Raw genomic sequence first — 19,035 nt, forward strand, 5'->3', positions numbered from 1 at the left:
TTATTGATATGAGTTAATTGATCTAGCTTATTATTTTAGATTTTAAGGATATTGATTTAACCATAATGATAATTACGAAGTTATAAAAGTCTCGCCTATTATGATGTTTTTTCTGATACTTTTGTAAGATTAAACTTGGTGTATAAAACACATTTAATAATTGATATTGAAAGCAATACAGTTTTTTAAAAATTGCATGATACGTACCAAAGTGCTATAGTTCTCTTTTGTTAAACGTAACACCTTTACACAATGGAATTTTAGAATTACCTATAAAATACAGCAATTATCTTAAACATTAGTTGGATATTTATTTCTTTTTATGAGTTAATTACAAGCTATGATTTTAGTTAGTTTGGAATTTAAGGAGAATTAAACTGCTCCATATGGTGTAGTTATAATTGAGCATAAAATAGGGTTAAAAGGGAAAGGCGATTAGCGTTGTATAGCTTTTAGGTATCTTAATTTTAGATGTAGAACAAACAACTGAAATGTTTTACAAATCAAATTATATGCTTTCCGTCCGTGTTTTATAATAATCGAAAAAACAAATGATATTAAAATAGGTGTTATGGGCTGTAAATTATGACGTTTACTGGTCTAGAATTGTTATTTTTATCTCAAAACAAATTAAATGCTAGAGCTTGCAGGAATTATAATTTTAGGAATACTTGCTCAATGGGTAGCATGGCGCTTAAAACTGCCTGCAATTTTACCTTTGATACTTATAGGATTGATTGTGGGACCTTTGTCCACGCTATATACCGAAGATGGGTCTAAAATAATTGAACCAATTTGGAACGGTGATAAAGGACTTTTTCCTGGTGAGGGACTATACTATTTTGTATCACTCGCCATAAGTATTATTTTATTTGAGGGCGGACTTACCTTAAAGCGCTCAGAAATAAAGAACATAGGACCGGTAATTACTAAACTGATTACACTGGGTAGTTTAACCACCTTTTTTGGGGCTGCATTGGCCGCATACTTTCTTTTTGGATTGTCATGGCAACTTTGTTTCCTTTTTTCGGCATTGATCATTGTTACGGGACCTACTGTAATAACCCCTATTTTAAGAAATATTCCGCTTAAAAAAGATGTATCTGCAATTTTAAAATGGGAAGGTATTCTTATAGATCCCATTGGAGCCTTGGCCGCAGTATTGGTATATGAATTTATAAGTGTCGGTGAAGGCCAGGCATACACCGTGACGGCGTTAATAGAGTTTGGAAAAATTCTGTTATTTGGGTTTACCTTCGGGTTTACCTTTGCACATGCACTTACATTTTTAATCAAAAAGAACTTTATACCACATTATCTTTTAAATGTAGTGTCCTTATCTGTGGTACTAGGTGTTTTTGTAATGTCCGATGTTTTTGCACATGAATCTGGTTTATTGGCAGTAGTTGTTATGGGTATGGTCATGGGAAATACAGATTTACCCAACATTAAGGAGTTGCTGTACTTTAAAGAGTCTTTAAGTATTCTTTTAATATCCATATTATTCATTTTATTGGCTGCAAATATTGATATTGCCGATTTAGAATTGATATTCACCTGGAAGACCATAGCCCTTTTCTTATCAATAGTACTTATTATAAGGCCTCTTGGGGTATTTTTAAGTTCAATAGGATCTAATTTAAAATTCAACGAAAAACTTTTTATTAGCTGGGTAGGTCCTAGGGGTATTGTTGCTGCGGGTATTGCCTCATTATTTGGATCAAAGCTTTTATCTAAGGGCGAAGCTGGCGCAGAATATATTACACCCTTGGTCTTTATGATTGTTTTGGGTACCGTTTTGTTAAACGCAACTACGGCCCGTGTATTCGCTAAATTAATAGGAGTCTTTTTAAATAAATCTGAAGGTATTTTAATTTTGGGTGCCTCTAAGGTTTCACGTTTAATAGGTGATTATTTACATAAAAACGATAGGCATGTGGTTTTAATTGACAATAATCAATCCAATATTGATAAGGCCACCAAACTGGGTTTAGAAGCTATATCTGCAAATATATATTCTGATAATTTGACAGATAATATAGAACTCAATGACATTGGCTATTTAATGGCCTTGACCCCCAATTCGGATATCAACAAATACGCAATCAACAAATTTCAAGATGCCTTTGGTGAAAATGGATCCTTTAGGTTGGTAGATGCCGATGAAATGTCTGACCCGGAAAACAACCCAAAAGAAGGGTTATTCTCGCATACCGATGACTTTATTAAGTTGACCGAAGCTGCTAGAAAATTCCCTGCGATACATGAAATAGAACTTCATGATACAGAGCATTATGAAGGGTTAATTGAAATTACCAAGGCCGATGCCGATATTGTACCATTATTTCTTTTAGATCCAGACGGCGACATACATATTATCACTGCATTCAGTAAGGACTTTACAGATATTCAAAAAGGCTATAAATTGGCATATTTGGGTAAAATGTTCCCTAATGAGGATCCTGATAAAGAAGCTCAATCGGAAACCGATGAGGTATAATGGGTTTACTGTTTTAAATAATGCCCCTTTTTGGTATTGTGAGAACTACAACGCGTTAAAAAAATATAGCCTATCTCTGAATCCAGAGATAGGCTATTATAATTGTAAGATTAATTAATTACTAATCGTTTAGTTTTAATACGGCCATAAATGCTTCTTGTGGTATTTCAACATTACCCACTTGGCGCATACGCTTTTTACCTTTCTTCTGCTTTTCTAGAAGCTTTCTTTTACGAGAGATATCTCCACCATAACATTTAGCTGTTACGTCTTTACGTAAGGCCTTGATCGTTTCTCTGGAAATAATCTTTGAACCAATTGCTGCTTGAATTGGAATATCAAACTGTTGTCTTGGTATTAGCTCCTTTAATTTTTCGCACATCTTTTTACCAATTGTGGTAGCACTATCAAAATGTATTAAAGCGGACAATGCATCTACGGTTTGCGAATTCAAAAGAATATCTACACGAACCAGTTTAGATTCACGCATACCTATTGGTGTATAATCAAAAGAAGCATATCCTTTTGACACTGTTTTAAGGCGGTCATAGAAATCAAATACTATTTCTGCCAAAGGCATATCAAAATTAAGTTCAACACGTTCCGTTGTCAAATAAGTTTGGTTGGTAATCTGCCCTCTTTTTTCAATACAAAGAGACATAACATTACCCACAAAATCAGACTTGGTAATAATGGTTGCTTTAATATATGGTTCTTCTACACGATCTATGGTAGATGGATCTGGTAGATCGCTTGGGTTGTTAACAATTAACGGAACTTCTGGGTCTTTTCTAGTAAACGCATGGTAGCTAACGTTTGGTACCGTAGTAATTACGGTCATATCAAACTCACGCTCTAAACGCTCTTGAATAATCTCCATGTGCAGCATTCCTAAGAATCCACAACGAAAACCAAATCCAAGTGCAGCACTACTCTCAGCCGCAAATACTAAAGAGGCATCGTTAAGTTGTAATTTCTCCATTGAAGAACGTAGCTCCTCAAAATCTTCGGTGTCTACAGGATATATACCTGCGAATACCATTGGTTTTACATCTTCAAAACCACCTATAGCATTTTTTGTTGGGTTTGCAGAGTCTGTAATGGTATCACCAACCTTTACTTCACGGGCATCTTTTATACCTGTAATCAAGTATCCTACATCACCAGTGTTTATTTCCTTTTTTGGGTGCTGGGTCAATTTTAAGGTACCTACCTCATCTGCAAAGTAACTTTTATCGGTTGCAACGAACTTTATTTTTTGTCCTTTTTTAATAGAACCGTTAACGACCCTAAAGTAAGTTTCTACCCCTCTGAACGGATTGTAAACAGAATCGAACACCAAAGCTTGTAAGGCTTCATCAGAATTGCCTTTAGGGGCAGGAATTCTTTCAATGATTGCACTTAAAATTTCTTCTATACCAATGCCCGTTTTTGCAGAGGCGGGTATAACCTCTTCTGCCTTACAACCTAATAGGTCAACAATATCATCGGTAACCTCTTCTGGATTGGCACTCGGTAAATCTACTTTATTCAATACCGGTATTATTTCCAGATCGTTCTCTAGTGCAAGGTATAAGTTAGAAATAGTTTGTGCCTGTATACTTTGTGCAGCATCTACTACTAACAATGCGCCTTCACAAGCTGCTATAGATCTAGAAACTTCATAAGAGAAATCTACGTGACCAGGGGTATCTATTAAGTTCAGTATATATTTTTCGCCTTTATAGATATAATCCATCTGTATGGCGTGGCTTTTTATGGTAATACCACGTTCTCTTTCAAGATCCATACTATCTAGTAGCTGTTCCTTTTTTTCTCGATCGGTAACAGATCCCGTATATTCCAATAACCTATCTGCCAAGGTACTTTTACCGTGGTCAATATGTGCAATAATGCAGAAGTTTCTAATGTTTTTCATAGCGGAAACAGTAATATTGATGCTTTTTATACCATAAATTATACTCGGTACAAAAGAGCAATTGCAAATATAATCTAATTTATAGCGCTAAACTTTAGTGGGCTTACCTATTTATTTATTGTATTTATAACTTTGTATTACATATATTGTAAAGAATTACGACAATATTATATTTAGATTTGACAAAAAACCCCAAATTTCTGTTGAAACCTCTACTTGTTATTTTTTGTTTTACGCTAGGCTTTTCACACTTTTCATATGGGCAAGGCTTTGAACTTAGCGGAGAAGTAAAAGACCAATACCAAGAACCCGTTGCTTTTGCATCTGTTTTTCTTCTAACGGTTACAGATTCCACATTGGTAACAGGTACATCTGCAGATGAAAACGGAGCGTTTTTGTTCTCTAATATTGCAGAAGGTCTATATTTTTTAAAAGCATCTTATATAGGTCAGGTTTCTGAGAATTTGCCTTTGGAAATTTTGAAGGATACTAAAATTGGGGCATTAATTTTAGAACAAGAAGCTGAGCAATTGAACGAGGTAACCGTTACCAGTAATAAGCCCGTAGTCAAAAGAGAAGTAGATCGTATTGTTTTTAATGTAGAGAATACCGTAATCTCTCAGAATAGTTCATGGGATATTCTTAGGCAAACGCCCGGAGTACTTATGATGAATGATGAACTTAAAGTAAGAAACCAGGCTACTACCGTTTATATTAATGATAGAAAAGTTCAATTATCTTCAGATGAGGTCAAAAGTCTTTTAGAAAACTACCAAGGCGAGAATATTAAATCCGTTGAAGTAATACATAATCCACCGGCTAGTTATGATGCCGAGGGGGGATCTATTTTAAATATTATTACCAGTAAAAATGTATCTATTGGTTATAAGGGAAATGTCAATGCCGGTTATACGCAAGGTGTGTTTCCCAAATATAATTTTGGTACCTCTCACTTTTACAAAACCAAAAGGTTAAACGTAAACGCCAGTTATAATTATGCACCCAAAAAGGAGTATAAAAACACGTTGAACAATACTAATTTTATGGGCGATAGTGGTATTGTTTCTGTTTGGGATACAGATTTTGACCAAGTAATACGTAGCAATACACATAGTGCAGGTTTAGTAATAGATTATGATTTTAACGATAAAAATGTACTAAGTTTTACAAGTAATGCCCTTATACAACCTAAGAGAGATGCAGATTTCTTTCAGGAAACTACCATTAAAGATGCATCTGGTGTTTTGGATTCCCTATTTACCACAAATAGTTTTTTAAGTGAAAGAAAGAACAATATTTCTGGCGACCTTACTTTTAAACATCAATTTAAGGATCAGGGTAATTTGACCGTAAACGCACATTACACGAATTTTGATTTAGATAGAAATCAAGATGTCAATTCTGACTACTTTGAACCCAATGGATCATTTATTCGCGATTTTAACTTTTCTACGCTTGCCGATCAACAAATAGAAATTAAAACCGCTCAAATAGATTACAACGATTACCTGGGCAGTGTCTTTTTTGAGACAGGAATCAAAAGTTCTTTTATAGACTCTAAAAGTAAACTAGATTATTTTTTGGAGAATAATGGTACCGAGTTTATTCCAAATTTATCCGATGATTACACATACGATGAAAGTGTGTATGCTGGTTATTTTAGCCTTTCTAAAGACTGGGAAAAATGGAGTGTAAAAACAGGATTACGTGCAGAACAAACAGAAAGTTCTGGGGTATCTGTAAATGTATCGACTATCAATGATCTTAGTTATTTTGAACTTTTTCCTTCTTTCTACCTATTACATAACATTAATGACAATCACAGCTTATCTTTTGATTATGCTAGAAAAGTACAACGCCCTAGGTATGAAGATTTAAATCCCTTTAGAACCTATATCAATGAACGTACTTTTGAAGAAGGTAATCCTAATCTAATGCCTAGTTTTGGTCATAATTTTAATTTGAATTATACACTGAATCAGGAGTATTATTTTGATTTCTATTATCGAGATAATGGTAGGTATATCTCTACACTTACTTTTCAAGACAATGATAATTTCGTTTTAAGGGATATCACACAGAATGTATTGGAAAGTACTTCGTATGGGATTGATTTTACCTATGGAAAATCCATTACCAACAATTGGTATTTGTATAGTTACATTTCACTGTTTCATGAAGATGAAACATTCATAGCCCTACAAAGCGATGATTACTCTTTTAAGAATGAGTATAATGGGGCCTATATAGACTTAACCAATTACGTAACGCTTTCCAACGATGGTAGTTTTAAGGGGGAATTAGGTTTTGTATATTTATCAGGCTGGTTGCAGGGTTCTTATATTCAAGAAGAATCCACAAATTTAACAGTAGGTTTAAGAAAGTCTTTTTTCAATAATAGAGCGGTTTTAAGTGTAAGTGCCAATGACTTATTAGGTAATTACAATTCTTATGTTTCTTCGCAGTATCTGAATCAAGACAACAGATTTCTAACCGTTCCTGAAACCCAATATGTAAAGTTCGGCTTTACCTACAATTTTGGAAATTTCCGTTTAGAGGACAATCAAAGAAGCATAGACAAATTAGAACTGGACAGATTGGAGTAAGATAAAATGTTAACTATCAGCATCTTATTTTTTTGTTAAGAAAATATTAAGAGCACTGTAAGATAATTCAATTTTACTTTCCTACATTTAGTTAGAATTACCGCTTATTAAATGATTAGGAGTACTTATTTAACGGTTATATTTTTTCTTACGTTTTCTTTAGCGTTTGCACAAGATTTTACCATCAACGGTTTGGTCGTAGACGAGAGCAATACTCCCGTTGTTTTGGCCAATGTAATCTTGTTGAGTGAAGAAGGTGAATTCATTAAAGGTACGGTTACCGATGATCAAGGAGCTTATGAAATTAAGTCCGTCACCACTGGCAACTACCGTATAGTAGCTAGTTATATAGCAAATACCGTAGAAAGTGAAATTCTTTCCATAACCGGTAGTATTGAGATGCCACCACTTGTTCTTCAAAGCGCTCAAGAATTAGATGAGGTCGTAGTAACCCAGAACAAACCAAAATTAGAACAATTGGCAGATCGTCATATTTTCAACGTTGAAAACACGGCAATTTCTGATGGCGTTATTTGGGATGTTTTAAAGCGTACACCAGGCGTAATGGTAATGAATAATCGCTTGTATGTAAATGGTAGTTCTAAGGTAAATATTATGATCAATGGTAAGCTGGTCAACTTACCGGAAGAGGATATTATCAATTTACTTAGCGGTAGTTCTGCAAGTAATGTACAATCTATAGAAGTAATTACGAGTCCGCCGGCAAAATATAGTGCAGAGGGTGGTTTGTTAATTGATATTAAAATGAAGAAAAACCTTGTTGCAGGGTATAACGGTGCTGTTTTTAACAGATATACGCAAGGTGTTTTACCAAAACATACAGTAGGTACAGATCACTTTTTTAAAGGTAAAAGAGTAGATTTTTCAACGAACTACAGTTTTAGTCATGATAGGGATTGGACCAGATATTCTGATGCTACCACGTTTTTTGAAGACGGACAAGAAAATGAGATTTGGACTGCAGAGCAAAAATCTATATCTAAAGGAAAAAGTCATAATCTAAATCTGTTTTTAGATATTGAATTAAATGAAAAAAATGCACTAAGCTTTTCTTCTACCTCAAGTTTATCACCCGATAACAATACAATATATACCTCATCAACCGATATTGAAAGTACCAATGCAGATATAATAGCGCGTTTAAAAGGTCTTAATACATTAGGTGATGATACCTATAACACGTCTAATTATTTAGATTGGGTACATAAGTTGGATGATAAAGGGGCAGAAATAGCAACAAACGCCCACTTTACCTATTATGATTCTAAGGATAATCAAGAATTAAATAATGACATTGTAGAAGGTTTTACCGAGAATACTTCTGAGAATACGTTAAATATAAGTTCAGACCAGATTATAAACCTTTTCAGCGCCCAAACAGACCTAACATTACCGTTATCAAAACAGTCTACTTTAGAGACAGGCTTAAAATTTGCAAATATAAACTCAGTGTCAAGTATTCTACAGTCTGGTTTTGATGAGACCATTACCAACATTAACCCTTCAGAATCTGGAATTTTTAATTACGACGAACAAATTTATGCAGGTTACGTAAGCCTTAGCAACAGTTGGGAAAAATGGAAATTAAATGTAGGTCTTAGAGCAGAATATACAGACACAAAGGGAGAATTAAATATTTTATCATCAGCAAATACAAATTCTTATTTTGATGTATTTCCAAACTTGTCTATGTCCTATACGAAAGACAAAAATGCTTTCATGGTTAAATATTACAGGCGAATTACCCGACCTAGATATAGCAGCATTAACCCTTTTCAATATTATTTATCTGCAAACTCTATTTTTGAGGGAAACCCTAATTTAAAACCAGCTTATCGTAGCTATATAGAAGTTGATTATGTGTATGATAAAGACTATAAGTTTGCTTTATTTACGAGTATAAAATCGGACCAACAGGTACAACAATTTATTCAAGACAATACGACCAATTTTTTAATAGCGCAGTATATAAATTTAGAAACCAATTATAATTTTGGTGCAGATGCTAGCGTATCTAAATATTTTACCTCGTATTGGTATTTTTATTTTTTAGTGAGCCAATATTACAATCAGAATAAATTTGTTGATGTAACTACCAACGCTATTATTGACAACTCTACTTGGACCACATACCTACGAGTTAATAATTATTTTACATTATTAAAAGATGAATCATTGTATGCGGACATGGCATTCACTTATATTTCGCCATACGTACAAGGTAATGCCAGTTTTAGAGCCTATAGTAAATTGGGTATAAATTTCAGAAAGACATTTTGGAACAAAGATGCTAGCATTTCAATAGGTGTAGAAGATATTTTTAATAAGGGAAATATTTATTCTACAAGAAACTATCTTGAACAAAATAATTCTACAAGTACTAGACGCGAAAATCGACTGTTTGTATTGGGTTTTAGGTACAAATTTGGTAACACAAAAATTAGAGATAACTCTAAGAGTAAAAGCACAGATGAAAACAATCGATTATAGATTTGCTTAAGTCATCATAGATCCACAAATACCTAAACTAACTAGTAGGTAGATACCTGCTAAAATCAAAAAAACTTTACCGGCTTTTTTCTTTTGTTGAGAAAATAGAATAACTCCAATAATTAAAAACAATAATGCCGGACCAAACATTATAAGAAGTATTAAAGTAAATAGCCCATCAAGATTTCCAACCTCTAAAATCATATCATTTCGTTTTGTAATTCCTTTAATCGTTCTATTTTATCATCTCTATAAAATAAGTTCATAGTTTCAAAAGGGATAATTTTATAATCTTTGTTTACAATGTGCACACAAGATTTCTTAATGGCACGTACATCAAAATTATGGGCATCTATAAATTGCATGATAATGATACGAAACAGGTTATCATATCCAAGTTCTGGAGCATCAATTTCAGGTAGGCAGCACATAATACTTTTTAAATTTTCCGATGCTTTTTCAACAGAATTGCCTGTACTAAAAAGCTCGATCATTTTGCCGTGCAGTTGTTCATCTTGCTCGTAAATAATGGTGTTTTTCCCTTCGTTCAATAAATCATCTGGGTTAATGAACCTAGTTAGCGGATTTACCTCATCGCCTAATTTTAGAGCATATGCCATCACCAAGGCATCGGGGTTACAGGGTACCGGTATTAAATCGTCTGGTTCAAAAATGGGCGATTGCTCTAAAATTTTTCTACGTACTTCAGTTAAGGTAATACGGTTTTCATCTACTTCAAAATTTTCTAATCTACCAGCAATTTGTGTGGGTTGAAAAGTTACGCCGCGCACACATTTTTGTTTTAGGGCAAAGTCTATGGTGCTTCCCATTTCATGGTCGTTCAGCCCCTTTTGTAATGTGACTACCAATGTTGTGGAAAGGTTCAATTGATTTAAGTGATCTAACGCTTGTAGACGAATATCTGCCAGGTCTGCACCTCTTAAGGTTTGTAGTACATGGTTATCCAAAGAATCAAACTGTAAATACACTTCAAAATCTGGTGCGTAAGTTGCCAATCGTTTCGCAAAATCAAAATCTTTTGCAATTTTAATTCCGTTGGTATTCAACATTAAATGCCGAATAGGGAGCGATTTTGCGTAATCAAGAATTTCAAAAAAGTTAGGATGTATGGTAGGCTCACCTCCACTAAGCTGAACCACATCTGGTTCGCCCTCGTTCTTAACGATAACATCTAACATTTTTTTAATCTCCTCTAATGTTCGGTGTCTACCATAAGTGGGAGATGACCCCGCATAACAAGTAGGGCAGGTAAGGTTGCAGCGGTCGGTCAGTTCAATAACCGTAAGACAAGAATGTTGCTCGTGATCAGGGCAAAGTCCGCAATCATAAGGGCATCCATAATGTGTTTTTGTATTGAAGGTTTTTGGGTATTCAGAAGCCTTATTATAGTTTCTTATGTTCTTATAGTACTCAATATCGTCTGCAATAAGCACCTTAGACCTACCATGCTCTCTACAGTTTTTAAGCATATACACCTTCTCGTTCTCAAAAACGATTTTGGCATCTACCCTACGTAAACATTCTGGGCATAGGCTTAATGTAAAATCATAATAGGTATAGTTTTTTTCTGACATATGTTATTCCCCGTAGGATGAATTTTTGGTAGTACACCAAACAAATTAGACATAATATTTGAATACTACTTAGCCCTAAGAAATAAAAAGAGTTGGGTTTTAGAAATTCAATACCGAACCGAAGGGAGAAATAGGTAACCATAAAGAGCTTAAAAATATCTCCGTTTTTAAAAGTAAGATTCAACTTTTGTAACCTTTTGATGATGACGAAAAGCACGGATAAAAACAGCACTTCATATAGTGCAATGGGATGCCTTAAAACACCATCACCTAAGTCCATACCGGTAAATAAGGAAGTTTCTTTTCCGTAGGTAAACTCTTTAACACCTGCTAAAAAGCAACCAATTCTGCCTATGATAATGCCTAAGATGATAGGCAGTGTAAACAAGTCTCCAGACGAATGTTTTTCGCCAATAATCTTCTTCGCAAGCTCCACACCCAGCAAGCCACCAAAGAGTCCGCCAATTATGGTTTTGTTGTTTAGGTTGTAAAGCAAACCTTGATCTAAGTGGGCTATAGGGTTTTCAAAAAACGCCACTAATCTTGATAAAAACAGCGCCCCAAAAATAGCACCTATGATAATGGAGAGTCGGTTATTGGAAGAAATGACATCAGCGCTCTTTTTCCGTAGAAAAACATAGTATCTAAACCCTACAAAAAACGCTAGGTATTCAAGAATAAGGTGCATGTTTAATTTTACACCAAATACAATAGGCTCAAAAGGTAGCGAGACAATAAGTAGCGTATGGGTCATGAAGTTATTGTAAGCGCTTTATTTCAAAATTTGAAATATATTTCGAAGCGTAAATAAAGAGGTCATTTGGACACTAATTTACGCCGTTTCTACAAACAAGTGTTTTTAACAAGTAATAATAGCCTGTAAAAACCATAGAATTTACCAAAAAGCTTAAGTAATGCGCTTCCCGTATTTTTATATAACTTTGCAACCCAAAATTAGACAGCAGTGCCCAAGATAGGAGACATACAACTACCTGATTTTCCGTTGCTTTTAGCGCCAATGGAAGATGTAAGCGACCCACCATTTAGAGCCCTTTGTAAAGAGCAAGGAGCCGATGTGGTGTATACAGAATTTATTTCTTCGGAAGGATTGATTCGTGATGCCGCAAAAAGCGTTATGAAGCTAGATATTTATGAGAAGGAACGCCCTGTAGGTATTCAAATTTTTGGCGCTAATTTGGATAGTATGTTACAATCTGTAGAGATTGTAGAAAAGTCAAAGCCCGATATCATTGATATTAATTTTGGTTGCCCTGTAAAGAAAGTGGTATCTAGAGGAGCGGGAGCCGGAATATTAAAGGATATAGACTTAATGGTCTCCTTGACCAAGGCTATGGTAGAGCATAGTAATTTACCCATTACGGTAAAGACCAGATTAGGTTGGGATGATAGTTCCATTAAAATTGTTGAGGTTGCAGAACGTTTACAAGATGTGGGCTGTGCTGCAATTGCAATACATGGAAGAACCCGTGCACAAATGTATAAGGGAAGTGCAGATTGGAACCCTATTAGAGAGGTTAAGAACAATCCAAGAATGCATATACCCGTATTTGGTAACGGAGATGTAGATTCACCGGAAGCAGCCATGAAAATGCGTGATGAATATGGATTGGATGGCGCCATGATAGGTCGTGCAAGTATTGGCTACCCTTGGATATTTAGGGAAATAAAACACTTTTTTGAAACAGGAACCCATTTAGCACCACCAACAATGGCAGAACGTGTAGAAGCTGCGCGTCGTCATTTGCAGATGTCCATAGATTGGAAAGGGGAAACTTTGGGCGTGTTTGAAACAAGAAGACATTATACCAACTACTTTAAAGGAATTCCTAATTTTAAGGAGTATCGTATGAAAATGGTAACCAGTGATGATTCTGCTTCGGTATTCGCTGCTTTTGATGAGGTGTTGCAAAAGTTCGGCGATCACCAGTTTACCAATGCTTAGAGGTCTACCAACTTTTTATTGATTCGGCTACTTGCAATTTTAGAGGCAATTATGCCCAATACAAGAATGGTTGCCAGTACTATGACAATATTGATAAATTCAAACTTTACCGGGTAAGCCAAAGTAGCCGTTATTTTTAGCCAACTGAAAGCAAGCTGCGACCAAACAATTAATACGCCAAGCAATACGCCAATTAATCCACCAAAACCAGTTACTAGAATGCCTTGTACAAAATAAATTCGGCGCAATTCTTTGATCGTAGTACCTAGGCTGTAGAGTGTTTTAGAATTCTGTTGCTTGTCTAAAATCATCATGATAATAGCGCCGACAACATTAAATAAGGCAATAATAAGTACTAAAGTAAAAATGAGATACGTGGCTATGTTTTCGGTATTCAGCATTTTGTAGAGTGTACTGTTCAGTTGCTGTCTGTTTTTTAGTTGTACGCCATCACCCAAAATTGTTTGAATTTCATCACGCACGGCGCTAGGTTCAACACCTTCATCCATCTTAAAATTTATACCGGAAATGGAGAGCGAATCTTTTTCCAATAAAGCTTGTGTCAATCGCAGATCGGCAAAAACGTATTTATTATCCAAATCAGCTTCTACGGCATACACGCCACCAATGACCATGGGCAATTGATTGTAGAGCGATGAAATACTTTGTTGCGATATAGAACCCTTGCCCGGTTTAAAAGCATAGATCTGCATAGGGCTTCTATATTGATTGATGGTAACACCTAGGATATTGGCAATACCCAGACCGGACACTACTTGAGATTCATTTAATGTCCAGTCGCCAATATAAAGCGTACTATCTACACCAGTTACTTTAGTGTAGTTACTATCTACCCCTTTTATGTATGCAATATGGTTTTTTCCTCGGTGTTCAAGAGAAACTTTCTCTTCTATTTCTTTAGAGTAAAATGCCAATCCGTTGACCGATTGCAAACGTTCTTCCTGTTCTGGGGATAAGGTAAAGGTCTTACCAGCTACGGGTAACGCTTTTAATTGTGGGTCAAAAGATTCGGTAAAAGAAAGACTAAAAGTTTTTAAACCGGCGAAGGCAGATAATACAATAAATAGTGCGGCAGAGCCAATGACAATAACTAAAAAGGTGATAAAATTAATAATGTTGACCGCGTTCTGGGTACTTTTAGAACGCACATATCTTTTAGCGATATAGAGAGGAAAATTCAACCGATCAGCTCTTTTTACGTTTAGGTAATAAATCTCTGTTCTCTATTGGGTTTTCTTCGCGCTTCAGTGATTTTTCAATGTTCTCTATATAATCTAGAGAATCATCTAAATAGAACAATAGCTCAGGCACTCTACGTAATTGGTTACGTGTACGTTGAGAAAGTTCGTGTTTAATTAGGGGTTGGTTAGATTTTATGCCCTCCATTAACTCTCCCGCTTTCTCATTAGGAAAAATGCTCAAATATATTTTGGCAATAGAAAGATCTGTTGTAACCGAAACCTTAGATACGGAGATAAGGGTATTACGTAACCCACCATCAATGGCAGCTTTTTGTAGAATGTCTACAATATCTTTTTGAATAACTCCCGCTATCTTACGTTGTCTTTGCGTTTCCATACTGCAAAAATACATAGAAAAATGTATCTTAACCCCTATATAATGCACTCTGAAGCAAATAAGGCATGAAAAAGATCGAACATTTGGGTATTGCGGTAAAGAACATGGAAGATTCTAATGCCCTTTTTGAGAAATTACTTGGTGTGGCACCCTATAAGCAAGAAGAAGTTGCATCGGAAGGTGTACTAACCTCCTTCTTTAAAAACGGACCTAACAAAATAGAGTTGTTGGCCGCCACAACGGCTAACGGACCCATTGCCAAGTTTTTGGAAAAAAAGGGAGAAGGCATACACCATGTAGCTTTTGAAGTGGAAGATATTTTTGCTGAAATGGAACGTTTAAAAGCTGAAGGCTTTACTTTACTGAATGAAAAACCCAAGAAAGGGGCAGATAATAAGCTAGTTGCCTTTGTACACCCAAAGACTGCAAATGGGGTGTTGGTAGAGTTGTGCCAAGAAATTGTCAAGTAGCGATGAAATTGTTTGTGTTGGTTAAAAATAAGTAGTAATATTGCATCCGCAATTTGCGGGTTTTGTAATGCAACTGGTTTGAGCACTAGTTTAACCGATTAAATTCGGGTTACGCCTTACAAAATGATAACCGGTCCTATAGCTCAGCTGGTTAGAGCACCTGACTCTCCCGATAGCTATCGGGACAGGTGGTGAAAAGATTAAGAATTGAAATATTGAATTATAACCGGTCCTATAGCTCAGCTGGTTAGAGCACCTGACTCTCCCGATAGCTATCGGGACAGGTGGTGAAAAGATTAAGAATTGAAATATTGAATTATAACCGGTCCTATAGCTCAGCTGGTTAGAGCACCTGACTCATAATCAGGTGGTCCCTGGTTCGAGTCCAGGTGGGACCACATATAAAACTCCTTTAAAATCACTAGATTTAAAGGAGTTTTTTTATTTCCAACCATGTCTTCACATACTTACATTCTATACAGCACAACACTTAACAAATTCTATATTGGTGCGTGTCATGAAGATTTAGACCAACGTATTGAAAATCACAACGCAGGTGCTTATGGTTCAAAAAGCTTTACCTCGAATACAAATGATTGGGTCTTATTCTTGAAGTTTGATTGTGATGATTATGCCCATGCAATTCGCCTAGAACGAAAAATAAAATCAATGAGGAGCGGTGTTTACATTCGGAACTTGAATACATATGCCGAGCTACGAGACAAGATATTTAATGAAACCAAGAGCAGCTGACGCTCCCGATAGCTATCGGGACAGGTGGTCAACTTTTGGAAAGGTGGGACCACATATAAAACTCCATTAAATCAAATGATCTAATGGAGTTTTTTCATTTATGGACAAATCACAAACATAAATTACACTTAGAGCTACTACTAATAGGTGCATTGTTTCGGTTCTTGTTGAGAAGAATTGTTGAAATAAAGTGATTTTAACAATATCAATCTTCCCACATGTAAGTAGATTTTATCTTTGGATAAACCATTTCCTCAAAAACACCCCCATCAAATCACGAACTCTGAAATTAACATTTCTTTTAACATAATCTTTGTTTGTAAGATTTACGCAACTCTTTTCTATTTCTTAATTTCCTAGTTCAAACAAACTAATTCAAAAAATGACTACAAAAAACTCATGGTACAAGGCGGCATTGCTGACCCTTGTACTGGCCATTTCGTGTATGCCCATGACCATGGCGCAAACCGTACCTTCACCTGAAGACGTTTTTGGTTTTAAAGTCGGTGCCGATTATAAATTGGCAGACTACAGCCAAATTGAAGACTATCTTTCTAAACTAGACGCTTCATCTAATCGTGTCAAAAAAGTAGAAATTGGAACTACGGTACTAGGTAGAAAAATGTACATTCTGTTTATTTCTAGTGAGGAAAACCTAAAAGATTTAGATAAATGGAAAGACATTAGTACAAAACTTGCCCGTGTTCAGGTTTCTGACGAAGAAGCCATGAAATTATCTGAGGAAGGAAAAGCTGTAGTTTGGATAGACGGCGGTATGCACTCTACTGAGTTGGCACACGGACAAATGACATCTGAGTTTGCATATACCTTGGCTACTGCAGAAACTACCGAGATTAAAAAAATTAGGGACAATGTGATTACCATATTAATGCCGGTAATGAATCCTGATGGGTTGGATATTGTTGTAGACTGGTACAAGAAGAATTTGGGTACGGCATATGAGACATCAAGACCTCCAATTTTATATCACTACTACATGGGGCATGATAATAATAGGGATTGGTTTATGAATACCATGCCAGAAACCTATAACGTAACTAAGATTTTGTACAATGAATGGTATCCACAGATAGTATATAACCACCATCAATCTTCACCATCTTGGACAAAAATATCTTTACCACCATATGCAGATCCTGTAAACCCAAGAATACATCCAGCAATCACTGCCGGTGTAAGTGAAGTAGGCTCTGCAATGACCAAAAGGTTTTCATTGGAGAATATGCCAGGTGCCATTGCCGATAATTTTTATACCATGTTCTGGAACGGCGGTGGGCGTACCGTGCCTTACTATCACAATATGATCGGTATTTTAACTGAAGTTGGTCATACGAGTCCGACGCCGCGATTTTACGATCCTGAAAAATTACCTAAAACCGTTGCCGGTGGCACACCAACAGATGGTACCGATATTATGTATCCAGACCCTTGGAAAGGTGGCGAATCTCATTTTCGAGATGCCGTAGACTATATGCTGACCGCAACTTGGGCAACTCTGGATTTAGCAGCTGATCGTAAGAGCAACTACTTGTACAATATCTATAAAATGGGAGCTTCGACAATTGAGAAATCAAAAGAGGAAGGTCCGTTCGCATATGTAATAGCAAAAGAGCAGTGGGATGCTTTTGAATCTGTAAACCTGGTAAACGTATTGTTAAAAGGCGGAATTGAAATTGAAAAAGCCACTAAGAATTTTGAGATCAACGGAAAAAAATATGAGAAAGGTTCGTATGTAATTTACACTGCACAAGCCTTTAGACCGTATTTAATGGATTTGATGGAAAAGCAGAATTACCCAACGCGTTTTCAATATCCAGGTGGTCCACCGGACACTCCTTATGATCTAGCCGGTTGGACATTGCCCATGCAAATGGGTATTGCAGTAGATAAAATTGCAGAACCGTTCAAGGTAAGTACAGAAAAAGTGCTTGTATCTGCACCGTATTATGAAGGTGGTGTAAAGGGGAATGCTTCCTTTGGATATCTATTAAGTGCCAATAGTAATGCATCTGTTGCTGTGACCAATAAAGTATTAAAAGCAGGCGGGACGGCACATAAAACCAAAGCAGCGTTTAAATCGGGTAAAACTGAGTATCCTGCTGGGTCATATATTGTTTCGGGTGGTAGTGCATCTATAGATGACTTAGCGGCAGAATATGGTTTAGAAGTTGTTGGGTTATCTGCCGAACCAAAAGTGGAAATGACCAAGGTACATACGCCAAAAGTAGGATTGTATAAATCTTGGGTTTCCAATATGGATGAAGGGTGGACACGCTTTATCATGGATGAATATTCGTTCGAGACCGATACGCTTCACGATACAGACATACAAACAAAAGATTTGTCGCAGTATGATGTACTGATCATACCATCACAACGCGCAAAATCAATTTTACATGGTAACTCACCATTAAAAATGCCAGAGAAGTTTACAGGTGGTATCGGTTTAGAAGGTTCGCTTGCCTTGAGCAAATATGTAGAAAATGGCGGGACTTTAATGGCTTTTGATGCTGCCAGTAATTATGTGATAGAGCAATTTGGTTTACCCCTAAAAGACGCTACCGAAGACACAGATAGCAAAGAATTTTTTATACCAGGTTCATTGATCAAGACAGGTATAGATACCACGCATCCGTTGGCATTTGGTATGCAAGATACCGTTGCTGTTTCCTTCAATAAAAGTCGTGCCTTTGTTATTGATAAGCAAAGTAAAAAAGGCGAAGGTGGTACAGAAGATATAAAAGATGCACCTGCTCCAGAAGTTGAGGTAATTGCCACCTATGCGGAGAAAGACCTTTTAATGAGTGGCTGGGCAATGGGCGAGAAAAAGTACATTGCTAAAAAACCAGCTATGGTCAAAGCAACATACGGTAAGGGTTCTGTTGTGTTGTTCGCATTTAGGCCACAATTTAGAGCACAACCAAGAGGTACCTATAAACTAATATTCAATACTATTTTTGAAGGAGCCGCAGAATAGTATTAAGTATATGAATTAACATAGGATAAAGTGATATAATCTTTCAATAACAGAAAGGTTAAGTACCAAAAATGCCCATCGAATTTCGGTGGGCATTTTTTATTTAATTTTTTTTTGAATCA

Annotated in this window: 13 protein-coding genes and 1 tRNA gene; 8 read left to right on the forward strand and 6 right to left on the reverse strand. The window is 36.0% G+C overall.

Going from position 1 to position 19,035, the window contains the following annotated elements; all coding sequences use genetic code 11:
• Nucleotides 1-634 precede the first annotated feature (634 nt).
• A complete protein-coding gene (locus tag I600_RS11115) occupies nucleotides 635-2,500 on the forward strand; it encodes a cation:proton antiporter (RefSeq protein ID WP_058104606.1) in 1,866 nt (621 codons plus the stop codon).
• A gap of 121 nt (nucleotides 2,501-2,621) precedes the next feature.
• Here I600_RS11115 and lepA read toward each other — a convergent pair whose 3' ends face one another.
• Complete coding sequence (gene lepA, locus I600_RS11120) at nucleotides 2,622-4,418, reverse strand: translation elongation factor 4 (RefSeq protein ID WP_058104607.1); 1,797 nt, start codon at nucleotides 4,416-4,418, stop codon at nucleotides 2,622-2,624.
• Between the two features lie 203 nt (nucleotides 4,419-4,621).
• Here lepA and I600_RS11125 point away from each other — a divergent pair, with 203 nt between their 5' ends.
• Together I600_RS11125 and I600_RS11130 are read left to right on the forward strand one after the other, a co-directional pair.
• Nucleotides 4,622-7,024, forward strand: a complete 2,403-nt coding sequence (locus I600_RS11125) for an outer membrane beta-barrel family protein (RefSeq protein ID WP_082642974.1) — start codon at nucleotides 4,622-4,624, stop codon at nucleotides 7,022-7,024.
• 111 nt (nucleotides 7,025-7,135) lie between these two features.
• Nucleotides 7,136-9,535, forward strand: coding sequence for a TonB-dependent receptor (locus I600_RS11130; protein WP_058104608.1), 2,400 nt, complete (start codon nucleotides 7,136-7,138; stop codon nucleotides 9,533-9,535).
• Nucleotides 9,536-9,541: 6 nt separating this feature from the next.
• Here the strand turns inward: I600_RS11130 and I600_RS11135 are convergent, their stop codons facing one another.
• From I600_RS11135 to I600_RS11145, 3 genes are read right to left on the reverse strand one after another with little or no spacing between them, the layout of a single operon-like run.
• Entirely contained in the window at nucleotides 9,542-9,739 is a 198-nt protein-coding gene (locus I600_RS11135) for a hypothetical protein (RefSeq protein WP_058104609.1), read from the reverse strand.
• Nucleotides 9,736-11,130 (reverse strand): radical SAM protein, encoded by a 1,395-nt coding sequence (locus I600_RS11140; protein ID WP_058104610.1) that lies wholly within the window; start codon nucleotides 11,128-11,130, stop codon nucleotides 9,736-9,738. The genes I600_RS11135 and I600_RS11140 overlap by 4 nt, the downstream gene beginning before the upstream one ends.
• Entirely contained in the window at nucleotides 11,102-11,884 is a 783-nt protein-coding gene (locus tag I600_RS11145; protein ID WP_082642956.1) for a prolipoprotein diacylglyceryl transferase family protein, read from the reverse strand. The genes I600_RS11140 and I600_RS11145 overlap by 29 nt, the downstream gene beginning before the upstream one ends.
• A gap of 210 nt (nucleotides 11,885-12,094) precedes the next feature.
• Between I600_RS11145 and dusB the strand changes: the two genes are divergently transcribed.
• Nucleotides 12,095-13,093, forward strand: a complete 999-nt coding sequence (dusB, locus tag I600_RS11150) for a tRNA dihydrouridine synthase DusB (protein ID WP_058104611.1) — start codon at nucleotides 12,095-12,097, stop codon at nucleotides 13,091-13,093.
• On the opposite strand, the gene I600_RS11155 is transcribed toward dusB, so the two are convergent.
• The gene (locus I600_RS11155; protein WP_058104612.1) at nucleotides 13,090-14,295 is read right to left on the reverse strand and encodes an ABC transporter permease; all 1,206 of its coding nucleotides are present in this window, start codon (nucleotides 14,293-14,295) and stop codon (nucleotides 13,090-13,092) included. The genes dusB and I600_RS11155 overlap by 4 nt on opposite strands.
• A gap of 4 nt (nucleotides 14,296-14,299) precedes the next feature.
• Nucleotides 14,300-14,692: a 30S ribosome-binding factor RbfA gene (gene rbfA, locus I600_RS11160; protein ID WP_058104613.1), complete on the reverse strand. Its 393-nt coding sequence runs from the start codon at nucleotides 14,690-14,692 to the stop codon at nucleotides 14,300-14,302.
• 65 nt (nucleotides 14,693-14,757) lie between these two features.
• On the opposite strand from rbfA, the gene mce reads away from it, so the two are divergent.
• From mce to I600_RS11180, 4 genes are all read left to right on the forward strand, one after another.
• Nucleotides 14,758-15,162, forward strand: a complete 405-nt coding sequence (gene mce, locus I600_RS11165; protein ID WP_058104614.1) for a methylmalonyl-CoA epimerase — start codon at nucleotides 14,758-14,760, stop codon at nucleotides 15,160-15,162.
• A 324-nt stretch (nucleotides 15,163-15,486) separates the two neighbouring features.
• Nucleotides 15,487-15,560: transfer RNA gene (locus I600_RS11170), tRNA-Ile, on the forward strand.
• A gap of 55 nt (nucleotides 15,561-15,615) precedes the next feature.
• The gene (locus I600_RS11175) at nucleotides 15,616-15,915 is read left to right on the forward strand and encodes a GIY-YIG nuclease family protein (protein ID WP_058104615.1); all 300 of its coding nucleotides are present in this window, start codon (nucleotides 15,616-15,618) and stop codon (nucleotides 15,913-15,915) included.
• Between the two features lie 382 nt (nucleotides 15,916-16,297).
• On the forward strand, nucleotides 16,298-18,913 hold the full coding sequence (locus I600_RS11180; RefSeq protein ID WP_058104616.1) for a M14 family metallopeptidase: 2,616 nt from the start codon (nucleotides 16,298-16,300) through the stop codon (nucleotides 18,911-18,913).
• Nucleotides 18,914-19,035: the final 122 nt, after the last annotated feature.

The sequence above is a fragment of the Maribacter dokdonensis DSW-8 genome (assembly GCF_001447995.1).
GTDB classification, from domain to species: domain Bacteria; phylum Bacteroidota; class Bacteroidia; order Flavobacteriales; family Flavobacteriaceae; genus Maribacter; species Maribacter dokdonensis.